Raw genomic sequence first — 13,224 nt, forward strand, 5'->3', positions numbered from 1 at the left:
GGGCGCGGTAGGTGCAGTGGTATCCCAGTAGGTTCGTGTCATGGCGGACACGCCACGGATCATAGTGACGCTGCCGACCGAGCAGGTCACCGAGCTCAGAAAGCTCACGGACAACGTCTCCGGGTATGTCGCCGAGGCCGTGGCGCGCCAGATACGTCACCACCTGCTCGGCGCCGATTTGCTGCGCCACCAGGAGGAGCACGGGGCCTTCACCGAGGAGGAGCTGGCGGAGGCTCGCTCCAGGATCTGCGCTTCGTGGTGATGGTCTTCCGGTCCCACCAACAGCCACTTCCGAACGGCGAGTTCGGCGCCGAGCCGTCAAACGCCGACCGGAACGCAGAAGAACTCGCGCTGCCCAGGCTCCCCTTCGAGCGTGAGGCGGCTCTCGGGCCGGCCAGCCTGCCATCGCCTGGCCGCCCCGTCGTGCGATAGCTTCGCTTGTGCGTACGGTTGTTGCTGAGGCGGACGTGACGGGGGTTGCGGCGTGGTGGGGTTTCGGCCGACGGACTGGCATGTGCTGGATCTGGAGAAGGATCCGACGCCGGGGGATCCGGACCGGGTCAAGTCGCTGGCCCGGCAGTTGCACGAGTTCGCCGATGACGTGCAGGACGCGCTGCGCCTGGTGAAGGGGATGGCGGACGAGGACGCCGTCCTGTCGATGGTCGGCAAGACCGCCGATGTCTTCCGTGACGAGTTCTCCGGGGTCCCGAAGAACCTGAAGAAGCTGAAGAAGTCCTACGACTTGGCCGGGGATGCGCTGGCGGCGTATTGGCCGAAGTTGGAGCGGGCGCAGGCGCTGGCGGACAAGGCGCTGGTCAAGGGGCGGGAGGCGCAGGCGGATCTGACTTCGGCCAAGTCGCGTCTGTCGACGGCTGATTCGTGGGTGACGCGGGCGACGAAGGAGGCGGACAAGTACAAGGACGATCCGGGTTCGGCGGGCAAGGATGTGCCGAAGCCGGATGAGTCCAAGGTGCGTGCGGCTACGCGGGATGCGACGAATGCCAAGTCGGCGCAGACGTCCGCCCAGTCGGATGTCACTGCCGCGCAGAGCGCGTTGGATGCGGCGAAGAAGATGGCCGCGGACGCGCGGAAGATGCGTGAGGACGCGGCGCGGGAGGCGAAGAACAAGCTGGAGGAGGCTTCCGACGCGGGGATTCAGAACCGGGCCTGGTACGAGGAGGTCGGGGACTGGGTCTCCGACAACTGGGACACCATCGTCGAAGTCTGCAAGGTCGTCGTGGCGGTGCTCGGTTTCCTCGCGTTGATTATCGGCGGGCCGATCCTCGGTGCGATCGTCTTGGTCGCAGCCCTGGTGGTCCTCGCGGACACCCTCAACAAATACGCGAAGGGCCAGGCCTCCCTATGGGAAGTGGGCTTGGCAGCACTCGAGTGCATACCGGGCATGAAGGGGCTGACCACCCTCGGCGGCCTCGCCAAGGGCTTGAAGGCCTTCGGCAAGACCGGCCTCAAAGGCATGGCTCTGGGCGTCAAGGGCCTTGGGAGGGGCACACGTGCGCTGGGCCGGCAGATGCAGAAGCTCTTCACCTGTGGTGACCCGATCGACATGGCCACCGGGCAAATGGTCATGTCCGAAAGCGATATTGTGCTGGACGGCGTCCTCCCCCTGGAGCTGGAACGCCATCACCGCACGGGTCTCCGGTCCGGCCGCTGGTTCGGACCCAGCTGGGCGTCCACCCTGGACCAGCGGCTCATTCTCGAACCGAACGGCGTCCGATTCACCACGGCTGACGGCATGATCCTCAGCTATCCGGTGCCGGAGCAGGGCATCACCGTGCTTCCGGTGGAGGGCCCGCGCTGGCCGCTGGAGTGGGACGGAACCGATGTCGGAACCATGATCGTGCGGCAGCCTGATTCCGGCCTAGCCCTCCACTTCCGGCCGCTGCCCGGACGGTCATCGGCAGAGCTCCCCTTGGTCGCCCTCACCGACCGCAACGGCAATGCGATCGAGGTGACGTACGGACCCGACGGAACACCGCAGGAAGTTGCGCACACGGGCGGCTATCGCATCGGTGTGACCACGGAGAAGGGCCGGATAACGTCGCTCACCCTGCTAAGCGACCCTGAGCAGCCGACCCTTCTACGCTACGCCTACGACTCCCACGGCAACGTTGCGGAGATCTACAACTCCTCCGGGCTGCCGCTGAAACTCTCCTACGACGAGCAGCGTCGTATCACGGGGTGGGAGGATCGCAAAGGGACTTGGTACCGCTACACGTACGACACCGAGAGCCGCTGTGTCCGTACCACCGGAACCGAGGGCATTCTCGATTACACGTACGTCTACGACACGGAGAACCACACCTCCGTCGCGACGAACTCCCTCGGGCACAGCACCACTTACCGTTTCAACGACGCGTACCAACTCGTCGCCGAGATCGATCCGCTCGGGCACACCACGACCCGGGCCTGGAACCGCTACGACAATCTCGTCTCCCTCACCGATCCGCTCGGCCGGACTACTGCCTACGAGTACGACGAGGCGGGTAACACCATCCGGGTCGTCCACCCCGACGGCAGCTTCGCCCAATACGCATACGACGTTCATGGCTTGATGGTCTCGGCCACGGAACAGGACGGTGCGAACTGGCAGTACGAGCACGACAACCGCGGGAACGTTGTCGCGATCACGGATCCGACCGGCGCCACCACGGCCTACACATACGACGAGCGAGGTGCGGTCGCTTCAGTCACGGATGCGCTCGGCAACGAGAGCCGGGTACGCAGCAACGCGTCGGGACTCCCGACGAAGGTGGTCTCTCCGGTGGGTGCGGCCACCGGGTTCGTGTACGACGCGTTCGGCCGAGTCCGTGAGGTTGCCGAAGCCGACGGCGGAACCACGGTGGTCTCCTGGACGATCGAGGGGCTGCCGGAGCGACGGGAGTTCCCCGACGGATCCGCCGAGAGCTGGATGTACGACGCCGAGGGCAATCTCCTCGTTCACACCGACGCGCGTGGCTGTGTCACACGGTGCGAACCCGCCCCCTTCGACCGTACTGCGGCCCGGGTGGCCCCGGATGGCACCCGGATCGAGTTCACCTACGACACCGAACTCCGCCCGGTAGGAGTTCGCAACGCCCAGGGCCATACATGGACTTACGAGTACGACCCACTGGGCAGTGTCGTTCGAGAAACGGACTTCAACGGCCGGACGGTCACGTACCGGTACGACGCCGCAAGCCGAATCACAGAGCGCACCAACGGTGCTGGCCAAACCGTCTGCTACCTCCGCGACCTCCGTGACCGGGTGATTGAACAGCGGGACTCGGACGGCCATGTCACTAGATTCGAGTACGACCAGGCCGGAGGCCTCGTCCGAGCAGCGAACCACGATGCCGAGCTGCTCTTCACGTACGACGCGCACGGCCGGGTGTTGACGGAATCGTGCAACGGTCGTGTGTTGACCAACTCCTACGACGTCATGGGCCGCCGGGTGCAACGGAGGACACCCGGCGGGGTGCTCAGCGAGTGGCGTTACGACGCCGCGCACCAACCGGTCGAACTGCGCGGTTCCGGCAGGGCAGTGAAGTTCGGGTACGACTCCGCCGGGCACGAGGTCCTGCGTTCCCTTCCGGCCGGTGCGTCACTGCTCCAGGAGTGGAGTGCTGCCGGCCACCGTTTGGTGTCGCAGAGTGTGCGGGCACCGGAAGTGGCAACCGGTGGCCTCGACCGGCGCTACTCCTACAGCTCTGACGGCCTGCCCTGCGCCGTCGCCGACTCTGTCACGGGCACTGCGGCGTACGAGCTGGACGTGACCGGCCGGGTAACCGCTGTCACCACCGCGGACCACCAAGAGAAGTACACCTACGACACAGTCGGAAACCTCATACATTCCGAGCTGCCCGCTGCGGCTGGGAGTCATCACGTCGGCGTTCAGGGGCAGATGACGTACAGCGGAACGCTCGTGCAGGCTGCCGGAGGACGGTCCCGATACGAACACGACGCCCAGGGCCGGGTGGTGCGCCACACGCGCGCCCTTCTGTCGGGCGGGTCGCGCACCTGGCTCTTCACCTGGGACGCGGAGGATCGCCTGCGCACCGTTACTACCCCTGACGGGAGTCGCTGGCGCTATCGCTACGATCCGCTGGGTCGGCGCATCGCAAAGGAACTTCTCTCTGCGGACGGCGATGCGGTGGTCGAGCGCACCGTTTTCGTGTGGGACGGCACCCGACTGGCGGAGGAGAGCCGGAGGAGCACGCCCTGGGAGGACGAAGGCCGCATCACCACATGGGACTGGGAGCCGGGAGGTGACCGCCCTCTTGTCCAGCGCACTCACTCCGGGGAGCGGTGGGACGACGACGCGTGGGTCGACGAGCAGTTCTACTCCATCGTCACCGATCTCGTTGGCACGCCCACAGAACTGGTCGATGAGACGGGGAGAACGGTCTGGCGTTCCCGCTGCACTCTCTGGGGCCTGCCGTTGGAGGACCCGTCTCCGGGCTCGGTGGACTGCCCGCTGCGCTTCCCGGGCCAGTACTTGGACGCGGAAACGGGGCTCCACTACAACCACCATCGTTACTACGACCCCGGAACAGCGCGCTACCACAGCCCTGACCCGCTTGGTTTGGAACCGGCCCCGCACCACCACAGCTACGTCGTCAACCCGCTTGTCTGGATCGACCCACTCGGCCTCGCGCCCTCGTGCAAGGCCGTCATCCGGCACTACACGGACAAGAACGGCTACAACAAGATCATGGGCGGTGGCGGGAAGGACGGCATCACCCTCAAGGTTCCGAAAAACACCCAGAGTAAGAATGCCGCTGCGGTGTACGTCACCCCCATGAGTCCCGCCGACATCGCCAAGAAGCCTGGCGGGTTCAAGTCCTACCTTGGCCTCACCAAGGAGAAGAGCGAGTACATGATCGAGTTCGAAGCCGAGAAGAAGTTGTTCTCGGGGCGCCTCAGGGGTGGTCGTGACCACATTTGGTCCTCCAACACTGATGTGGCCATCCCTCGCGACGCGATCAGGTACCACGGCCCGACGTCGGGCTGGAAAGCCTGAACGACGCGTGCGGCCATCATCGAATACCCCACACCACCGCGAGGAACTTCCATGGATATCACCGGCCACTCGACCGACTTCATCGCGGACGCGTCGTTCCCGGAGGCCATGCACCATTTCGTTCGACGGGGCCAGCAGCGGTGGCCGGGACTGTTTGTGTACGGCGAACCGCTTTCGCCCGGCGCGGCGGCGCACTGGCGTCTCCCCGAGGTGGAAGACGACGACTTCTCGGGAATCGTCACCTTCTCCTCCGGCCAGGAGATGGAGGATTTCTGGGAGGACAACGGTTACGCACTCGACGACTCGGGGCAAGGACCGTACTCCGTCTTCTACCGACTCCATGCGCATCCGCTGCGCGGGACAAACGTGTCCGGGGTTCAGGCCGAGACTCCCGAGGCCGAAGAGGCCGTCGAAGGAACGGCACTGCTTCTGTCCGAGTACTACGCTGTCAGCGTGGTCACGCCCGAGGATCCCGCCATCGATCCGTTCTCCGGAGGCGTCGTGAACGACTTCATGGAGTCTTTCGGGGCAGCAGGTCGCTCCTGGAACAGAACGTAAGCACCAGTTATGGCGTCCGAGTGGGACTGGGAAACCGGCGAAGGCCTGCTGGGTATCGACGACCCTGCCGAGGTGGACACGGCGTTCGAGCGCGGTGAGCAGCGCCTCGGAACGGCAGTGATTGGGTTGGCCTTCAACTGTTCGCTGGAGGAGGCGTCACCGCGCATGGTCAGGGCGATGCAGTTGCCGGACGCCGGTCAGCGGGGCTTCGTGTTCACCGCAGCGGGGCACGCTGCTCGACTCAATGGAGAGTTGACCCCGGAGCTGCTCGCGGCCCTGCGTGTGGAGGGTCCCGGAGGCGTTGCCGAGCATCCCATCAGGGACACGCTGGCGTACGTACCGTTCCGGAAGCTACCGCCGTGGTTCAAGTGGCGGTGGGTGTATGTGACTGTGCGGAACAAGTTGGAGGGCTGGTGGCTACGGTCCGTGGAAGCGGTCGGGGACGCCAGGCGGGCCCTGCGCGGAGGTCGCTCCTGAGCGTCGGCCCGAGCGGCTTCGAGGGACTGACCAACCAGGAGCTCTGCCAAGCCCGTAGAACACCGCACACATGGATCGCATCACCTGGTGCCGAGTAGCGTTGCCCCGCTCATACGAACCCTCGCCCCACCGGGAGTTGTCTGTGAACCGCCGTCCCACCTTGCTCGCCGTGCTCACCATGACCGCCGCTGCGGCACTGGCGCTGTCCGCCTGTGGTAGCGGCGATAGCGACAGTTCCAAGGACAGCGACAAGGTCGCGGGTGCTGAGGCCGGCAACGAGGAGTCGGCTTCGCCGAGCGCGGGTGCGACCGATGCAGTCGCTCGTCCTCAGGTCAAGCTGCCGTCGGACGTCACGGACAAGTATGAGAACTGGAAGACCGGGGACGACACCGAGGACGCCGTCCTGGCGGACACTGCCAGGCGCATCGATGTGACGAACGACGCCATCCTGCGCGGCGATACCGGTGCACCGGGCCTCTCGTTCTACTACCGAGACAAGGCGTTGACCGGTGCCGTGGAGTGGGTGCAGGCGTACGTGGACGCCAACCTTTCGTTCACGGGCACGACTCGTTACTACGCCCCTCAAGTCACGCTCTCCGGCGAAAATTCGGCGACCGCCGTCTACTGCTCCGACGAGAGCATGGGCTTCAACAAGGACCGTAAGACGAACAAGGTCGACAAGACGCCTTCGGACGAAAGTCCCTACGTGCTGTACAACACGCGCCTTGAGATGAACGGGCAGGGCGTTTGGCAGACCACCAACCTGGTCTCGAAGCGGGGGGACAAGAAATGTACTGCGTAAGCATATTGGGACGCGCCTTGCCCCGTAATTTCTAGAGACTTGCGAGGTCCGTGGAGTGTCAGGACAGATAGTCCCCATGCCGGAAGAGAGACTCGCTCGCGAGATCTTTGGGCCGCTGGGCGGGATTGTGCAAATCGGCTCGGTTGTTGGCACCGGCACGTGGGCGGTTGCCGAGGCATCGGTTGGTGAGTTGGTGAGCCGCCGGAGGGATGAGGTGGACCAACTGCTCGCCGTCATCCGTGAGATCGGTGGGTTCAGCGACGTGGTGATGGCGATCGCCGACGAGCTGGGGTATTTGCGGGAGCACGAGGTGACGGCTCCGTCCCTGCTCCTCTGGTCCGGCGTTATTGAGCAGATCTCGCCCCGCCTGGAAGAACTCGAGGAACCGTCGGCGGTGCGGCGCATGTGCCGCATGGGCGCTGATCTGCAACTGGCGTATTTCTTGCATGCCTTGGTCACCGCCGCCATCACCGAAGGATGCGATGCACGACAGGGTGCAGAACGGATCGTCGAGGCTCTCAACATTGCTGTCGCCCTCGCGGGCGATGCGGCACGGAGCACTGCTGAGGACACGTTCAGGACGTGGCGCGTCACCTTCCTGCCGGGCATTCTCCGCCCCGGATCGAGCGCCCCGGAAAGCGGCAAAGCGGGCTTCCGGGCCTACGCTCGGTTGATGGAAGACCTGTTGGACGCTTGATGCGTCCGATGGCCGGCGTGACTCATGCGGATGAGCTCCTGAACCTCACCGTGCTCTGCCTGCCTCCGTCAAACCTCGGTCCGTCTCGCCGTGAACGACCGGAGCGTACGGTCCGAAGAATTCCTGGGAATCATGACGATCTGATCGCCGCGTACGGCACAGGGTGTTTCGATGAATTCTTGTGGATCTTCGCGAATGGTGCGAAGAATGCGAATCTTGATATCAGTGAGAATACCCGCACGATGCAGTCTATCCTTCGCGGCAAGGAAGTGCCTGTTCTGTGTGAGGCTCTGAGTCGGCACCACGCTTCCCCGGAAGAACTCATCCAATGGGGAATTACCGATAATGGCGATTCGATGCTGTGGCTTCCCGTCGGTGATGCCGAGAGTTGGCCGACAGTTGTCATTCAAGCCGGACAGCTCGATTTTGTGATCTCAGAAAAGAGCTCTACGGGCGTTGTGTTGGGTCTTCTGGCAGGGGCGCTTCGCATTAGTTTCTTTCCCGATGACTTCCCGAGCGATCACCCGGAATTTTCGTCAGATCCCTGTGCGTAGACGAATCTCGCACCCCGGATCCGCTCGGCTATCGAGGCGGAGCTCCGCGGTTCGAGAGGCAGCGGCTCAACCGCGATGCAGGCCGTCGCCCACGTTAGGGTCACCAACCCGGCGAGGGTCATCACAGCTACGCCCTCCAGTCGCGCAAGAACGACCAGGGTGTCCGGGCTGTCGAGAAGCTCGATTCGCAGAGGTGAGTGCGAAGTGCCAACCCTGAGGTGAACCGGGGCCTCCGTCTGTTACTGAGCTGTATCCGCTTCGTTGAAGATCGGGCCAGGTGCGGGCGACGTCGTCCTACGGTTTGCACTGGCCAAGGCGGCAGTGGCCCCGCTTCCCGGAGATCACTCAATCTAAGGCTCGCGGCTGCCATTTGGTGGGCTTATGGGCGCTTTGGGGTTGGTGTGGAGTTGCCGTCGACGTAATTCGCTCTGGTGTCACCACCGTTGCATCGATAGCGTTACTCCGCTCATGTCAACCCTCGCCCCACCGGGAGTCGTTAGTGAAGCGCCGCCCCACCTTGCTCGCAGCGATCACGCTGACCGCCGCTGCGGCCTTGACTCTGTCCGCCTGCGGCGGCAGTGACAGCGACAGTTCCAAGGACAACGACAAGATCGCGGGCGCTGACACCGGGGACTCATCGACCTCGGCGTCGCCGAGCGAGAGCGCGCCGGAATCTGCCGAGAGGCCGAAGATCGAGCTGCCGTCGGATCTCAAGTACACATTCGAGTGGTCGAAGACTGGCGACAAAGACAAGGACGCGGTCCTGGCCGACAGAGAGCAGTCCATCCAGGCGGTGGACATGGCTATCGCCAACCAGGATCCGCTGGACAAGGCGTACCTCTACTACTACGAGGGTGAGGCTGCTGCCCAGACGGAGCAGTACATCAAGGAGTACGTCAAGGCCAAGGCGCGTACCACTGGTACCTCTCGCTACTACAACGCGACCGTCGATGTGAGTGACGCCGACAGCGCCTCGCTTGTGTACTGCGAAGACCAAAGCAAGGCGTTCGACATGTTCTTGAAGCCAAAGAGGGTCAACAAGACGGGTGTCACCAAGAACAGCTATGTGCTCTACGCTCTCCAGTTGCTCAAGAACGACGAGGGTGTCTGGGCCGTCGAGAAGCTCGATTCACAGAGGGGGAGTGCAAAGTGCCAGCCCTGACCGTCTGTAGCAGAGTCTTGGTAACGGCCGCGCTGTTCGGCTCGATGCTCTGGGGCGCCACTCCTGCGCTGGCTGAAGAAATCGTTGGTGGAGGCGCTGAGGGTCCAAAGGAAGAGGCTTCCGGAGATGCCGAGGGCGGCACCCTCTCCGCAGGCGTGGTTGTCTTCGACCGTTCAAAGAACGGCACGGGAGAGTCCGCAGGCCCCGTGACGACCACTGCGGCCAACTGGACCCCGCCGCCCTGCTGGTATGCCCCGAAATACACGCCCGAACAGCTCCAGAAAACGATGGAACCGATCTGGGAGTCCGGTTCGACCGGTGGCGAGTGGGACAGCAAGCAGCGCAACCGGTACGTCAACGGCGAGCCGTACAAGGACTTCAACAAGGACAAGACCGGCGAGGGCTACTTCTGGGACTCGTATGTCGACGAGGACTACCCCGACGGCTGGGACAAGTGCACCGAAGCTCCATTCTGGGTGGACGAGGGCGACCCGCCGCCGGCCGACATCGAGAATGCCGTCACTCCCGAGATCCTCGCCCAGCTCGCGTACAAGGAAATCCAGGTGCCCGGCACCGAGGTGACGCTGGCGCCCGAGGGCACGACCAAGGTCAATCTGCCGACCTGGGCATGGCTGGACGGCGCCGACTTCAAGCCGGTCTCGGTCACCGCGTCCGTCCCGGCGCTGGACATCGAGGCGACCACGACCGCCGTGCCGGTCTCGCTGAAGATCGACCCAGGCACCGAGGATGCGGAGACCTACCCGGCCTCCGGCGAGTGCGAGATCAACAACGGCAGGATCGGCGAGCCGTACGCCAAAGGCAAGGCCGACGAGACGCCGCCGTGTGGCGTGAAGTACCTGCGCTCCTCGGGCGACGGTTCGTATCCGCTCACGGCCACGGTGACGTGGGAGATTTCCTGGGTCGGCACGGGTGTCGCTGAGGAACAGCCGCTTCCGAACGGCGAGTTCGGCGCCGAGCAGGACGTGATCGTGCAGGAGATTCAGTCCGTCAACCGCTGACCGCGGCGGCGGACCCATGCCGCGGCCGACTGTCCCCTCTGAGGGGGCGGTTGGCCGGGCAGGACCACGAACCCTTTTCCGCCCCATCCGATACAAGGGCCGTCTCCAGCAGGGGTGTCCAGCGGGACGCGACGGCATGCCCTTTCTCGTAGAACAGCCCGCCACTCACCTGGAGTCATCAGTGAACCGCCGCCCTTGTCTGCTTGCAGCGCTTGCGCTGGCCGCCGCGGCAGCCCTGTCGTTATCCGCCTGTGGTGGCGGGGGCAGCGGTAGTTCTACGGACGACGACAAGACCGCAGGCGCCAACAAGACCGGGGGCGCTGGCGTCGGCAGCACGAAGTCGCCGTCGCCGAGCGAGAGTGCTGCAGCCTCCGGCGAACGCCCGAAGGTCGAGCTGCCGTCGGATGTGACACACACCTTTAGCCCCGAGCAGTCCAATGACGCTGTCCAGAACGCGATCCTGAAGGACAACGCGGAGCTCATCCGCGCGCTTGACGCGGCCATTGTTGCTCAGAACCCTCGGTTGCCCGCCCTGGAGTTTTATACGGAGGGCGAGGGTGCGGTGGCCGCCGAGAAGTGGGTTAAGGCATTCGCGGACGCCGGCTGGACGATCACCGGAAGCGTGCGCTACTTCGACCGGCAGGTCAGGGTGAGCTCCGAGGACACAGCTTCGCTCACTTACTGCGCGGATGAGAGCAAGGGCTTCAGCAAGGTCATCAAGACCAATGAGGTAAAGAGGACGAAGGTCACCAAGGACAGTTACGTCGCCTATGCGGTCCGGGTGGAGAAGAACGCGGACGGTGTCTGGGAGCTCATGGAGATCAACTCGGCCCGAGGGGCCGACAAGTGCCAGCCGTGAGCCTCATGGGAGACACCGGCCGCCGCGTCCAATCGTTCACGTAACACGTGGGCATGGTTGGGTCTTCAGGGCTCGTATCAGTGCGCCCAGGCGTGGGCGGGTTGTTATGAGGATGACCTCGGGTTCGTCGCTTTCGCGGAGGTGGATCGTTCCGGGGGAAGCAGAGGCGATGTAGAGGCAGTTCGAGCCGTCGCCGCTGTACGTGGATTTCTGCCAGTCGGTGGTGTGCACGGTTGGTCCCTCTCACGTGTCCCGGATGAGGCGGTGGATGAAGTCGCGTGACTTGGCGGGGCTGAGGGCGCACGACTCCATGCGGTCCAGCACGGAACGGTACTTACTCAACTGTGCCTCGGCGTCGAGGAATTCACAGGCGCCGTGGTGGTTGTCCAGTTGGACCGTGTCGAGTTGCGGGACGGGGCCCTCGACGTAGTCGAAGGACTGGCCCGTGGTCGGGAAGTGGTCCGCTCCGAAGGGGACCACCCTGACGGTGACATTGGGCAGCTCACTCATGTCGAGCAGGTGCTTGAGCTGGCCGAGAGAAACGGCAGGGCCGCCGAAGCCCATGCGGAGTGCCGTCTCGTGGATGATCGCCGAGTACGGGGGCGGGTCCTGCCGGTGCAGGACGCCCTGCCGCTTGATGCGCAACGTGAGGCGGTGCTCGATCTCGTACTGGCGCATGGGCGGGGCCACTTGCTGGAAGAGGGTTCGGGCGTGGTCCGTTGTCTGCAGCAGTGCCGGGATGTGGACGATGAGTGCCGCGCGTAGCCCGGTGGCGTGGTGCTCGAGTTCGGCGAGGTCGATCAGCGCGGCGGGCAGGTGCTCGCGGTACTCCTCCCACCACCCACGAGTCCGCCGCCCGGTCATTGCGGCGAGGGCGTCGATGAGCCGGTCGTCCGAGCAGTCGTAGACATTGGCCATGGAGCGGACCCGGTCCGCGCTGATGGGCGTGCGGCCGGTCTCGATCATGCTGACGCGCGCCTGGTTGACGCCGAGCAACTCGGCGGCGCCGGTGGCTGTGAGCCCGGCCCGTTCGCGGAGTTTGCGCAGCTCGGCGCCGAATCTCCGTTGCCTCAGCGTCGGATTGCTGGTGGGCGGCAAAGCGGTTCCTTCCTGGCCGCGACGCGGCTCCCTGCTCCCTCACACGAGTGAAGCCTGGATGCTTCCCGTGCAAAAAGTTAGATCCATCTAACCATCTGCTCTACGGTGGTCACGTACCGCCCAACTCCCGCCGCCTGTAAGCCGGAAGCGCACCACTCCAGGCAATGCCACCGCATGGCGCCAGCGTTGAGCGAGCTCAGGTCCCCTTCCCTCCTGGAGGCATCCATGGCCACCGTAGCCCCGCCCAACACCTGGTCGTACGCCCTTCGCCTGCCCCATGACTCCCGCGCCGCACGCGTCGCACGTATGACCGTGCGGGCCGCCCTGGACGGGCACGACATGACCGAACTCCTCGGCATCACCGAGCTGTTGACCTCCGAATTGGTCACCAACGCCTACCGCCACACCAAAGGCCCCGCTTCCCTGCGGCTGACCGCGCTGGATGACGAGCGGCTGCGGGTCGGCGTATGGGACAGCAGCCCGCACATCCCCGCGCCCTTCGACAGGCCTCCCGGCGACCGAGTCCCGCCCATCCCGCTCGCCCCGACGGACGCGGAAGGCGGGCGTGGGCTGCTCCTGGTGCAGGAGTACGCGAGTTCCTGGGGTGGCTGGCCTCTCGGTGGCCGCCTGCTCGGGCGCGGGGCCGGGAAGTTGTTGTGGTTCGAGGTGGGAGGGGGCTGGATGAGCCCATGAGTCAGAGCCATGAGTCCACGCCTGCGACCACCGCCACCGCCACCGCCACCGTCGTCGGAGTACGGTCGCGCAGATAGCCGTAATGAATTTAGGCTAAGGGGAGTCCGGCTATGCGACAGCCGGTCAGGAGGGCCAGCCCATGCCCACTCCAGCCGCCGCTCCGGCGGCCACCGAGCCGGCGGCGGCCGGACCATGGTGACGTTCGACGCCCTGGTACACCACGCGGTCGAACTCTCCGGCGTTCACGGCCGCCGCCCCCGCGTCCTGTACGTGGGCACGGCGATA

Annotated in this window: 13 protein-coding genes and 1 pseudogene; 12 read left to right on the plus strand and 2 right to left on the minus strand. The window is 64.9% G+C overall.

Features of this window, described 5'->3' with window-relative positions; genetic code table 11:
- The first annotated feature begins 40 nt into the window (after positions 1-40).
- From G6048_RS41395 to G6048_RS41440, 10 genes are all read left to right on the plus strand, one after another.
- Entirely contained in the window at positions 41-262 is a 222-nt protein-coding gene (locus G6048_RS41395) for a hypothetical protein (protein WP_165344770.1), read from the plus strand.
- 252 nt (positions 263-514) lie between these two features.
- The gene (locus G6048_RS41400; RefSeq protein ID WP_165344771.1) at positions 515-5,020 is read left to right on the plus strand and encodes a DUF6531 domain-containing protein; all 4,506 of its coding nucleotides are present in this window, start codon (positions 515-517) and stop codon (positions 5,018-5,020) included.
- Positions 5,021-5,071: 51 nt separating this feature from the next.
- Positions 5,072-5,578, plus strand: a complete 507-nt coding sequence (locus G6048_RS41405) for a hypothetical protein (protein WP_165344772.1) — start codon at positions 5,072-5,074, stop codon at positions 5,576-5,578.
- Between the two features lie 9 nt (positions 5,579-5,587).
- Complete coding sequence (locus tag G6048_RS41410; protein ID WP_165344773.1) at positions 5,588-6,055, plus strand: hypothetical protein; 468 nt, start codon at positions 5,588-5,590, stop codon at positions 6,053-6,055.
- Positions 6,056-6,233: 178 nt separating this feature from the next.
- Entirely contained in the window at positions 6,234-6,857 is a 624-nt protein-coding gene (locus G6048_RS41415) for a hypothetical protein (RefSeq protein ID WP_165344781.1), read from the plus strand.
- A 76-nt stretch (positions 6,858-6,933) separates the two neighbouring features.
- Positions 6,934-7,554 (plus strand): hypothetical protein, encoded by a 621-nt coding sequence (locus G6048_RS41420; RefSeq protein WP_165344774.1) that lies wholly within the window; start codon positions 6,934-6,936, stop codon positions 7,552-7,554.
- An 8-nt stretch (positions 7,555-7,562) separates the two neighbouring features.
- Positions 7,563-8,108 carry a Tim17/Tim22/Tim23/Pmp24 domain-containing protein gene (locus G6048_RS41425; protein WP_165344775.1) on the plus strand — a complete coding sequence of 182 codons (546 nt, stop codon included), beginning with the start codon at positions 7,563-7,565 and terminating at the stop codon, positions 8,106-8,108.
- A gap of 499 nt (positions 8,109-8,607) precedes the next feature.
- Positions 8,608-9,270 carry a hypothetical protein gene (locus tag G6048_RS41430; protein ID WP_328828489.1) on the plus strand — a complete coding sequence of 221 codons (663 nt, stop codon included), beginning with the start codon at positions 8,608-8,610 and terminating at the stop codon, positions 9,268-9,270.
- Between the two features lie 44 nt (positions 9,271-9,314).
- Positions 9,315-10,289 (plus strand): hypothetical protein, encoded by a 975-nt coding sequence (locus G6048_RS41435; RefSeq protein WP_206342780.1) that lies wholly within the window; start codon positions 9,315-9,317, stop codon positions 10,287-10,289.
- A gap of 181 nt (positions 10,290-10,470) precedes the next feature.
- Entirely contained in the window at positions 10,471-11,148 is a 678-nt protein-coding gene (locus G6048_RS41440; protein ID WP_328828491.1) for a hypothetical protein, read from the plus strand.
- Positions 11,149-11,184: 36 nt separating this feature from the next.
- Here the strand turns inward: G6048_RS41440 and G6048_RS41445 are convergent, their stop codons facing one another.
- Positions 11,185-11,379 carry a DUF397 domain-containing protein gene (locus tag G6048_RS41445; RefSeq protein ID WP_165344778.1) on the minus strand — a complete coding sequence of 65 codons (195 nt, stop codon included), beginning with the start codon at positions 11,377-11,379 and terminating at the stop codon, positions 11,185-11,187.
- Positions 11,380-11,391: 12 nt separating this feature from the next.
- Positions 11,392-12,246, minus strand: a complete 855-nt coding sequence (locus tag G6048_RS41450; protein ID WP_165344779.1) for a helix-turn-helix domain-containing protein — start codon at positions 12,244-12,246, stop codon at positions 11,392-11,394.
- Between the two features lie 225 nt (positions 12,247-12,471).
- Between G6048_RS41450 and G6048_RS41455 the strand changes: the two genes are divergently transcribed.
- Both G6048_RS41455 and G6048_RS50470 read left to right on the plus strand, forming a co-directional pair.
- Positions 12,472-12,939, plus strand: coding sequence for an ATP-binding protein (locus G6048_RS41455; RefSeq protein ID WP_165344780.1), 468 nt, complete (start codon positions 12,472-12,474; stop codon positions 12,937-12,939).
- Between the two features lie 192 nt (positions 12,940-13,131).
- A pseudogene (locus G6048_RS50470) lies at positions 13,132-13,224 on the plus strand (peptidase E); the annotation flags it as partial.

Source organism: Streptomyces ureilyticus (assembly GCF_011045025.1).
GTDB lineage: Bacteria > Actinomycetota > Actinomycetes > Streptomycetales > Streptomycetaceae > Streptomyces > Streptomyces ureilyticus.

Bases quoted from the DNA above. Each gene is read 5' to 3' on its own strand.
- G6048_RS41395 (WP_165344770.1), top strand. From the start codon at position 41: ATGGCGGACACGCCACGGATCATAGTGACGCTGCCGACCGAGCAGGTC.
- G6048_RS41405 (WP_165344772.1), top strand. From the start codon at position 5,072: ATGGATATCACCGGCCACTCGACCGACTTCATCGCGGACGCGTCGTTC.
- G6048_RS41410 (WP_165344773.1), top strand. From the start codon at position 5,588: ATGGCGTCCGAGTGGGACTGGGAAACCGGCGAAGGCCTGCTGGGTATC.
- G6048_RS41415 (WP_165344781.1), top strand. From the start codon at position 6,234: ATGACCGCCGCTGCGGCACTGGCGCTGTCCGCCTGTGGTAGCGGCGAT.
- G6048_RS41420 (WP_165344774.1), top strand. From the start codon at position 6,934: ATGCCGGAAGAGAGACTCGCTCGCGAGATCTTTGGGCCGCTGGGCGGG.
- G6048_RS41425 (WP_165344775.1), top strand. From the start codon at position 7,563: ATGGCCGGCGTGACTCATGCGGATGAGCTCCTGAACCTCACCGTGCTC.
- G6048_RS41435 (WP_206342780.1), top strand. From the start codon at position 9,315: ATGCTCTGGGGCGCCACTCCTGCGCTGGCTGAAGAAATCGTTGGTGGA.
- G6048_RS41455 (WP_165344780.1), top strand. From the start codon at position 12,472: ATGGCCACCGTAGCCCCGCCCAACACCTGGTCGTACGCCCTTCGCCTG.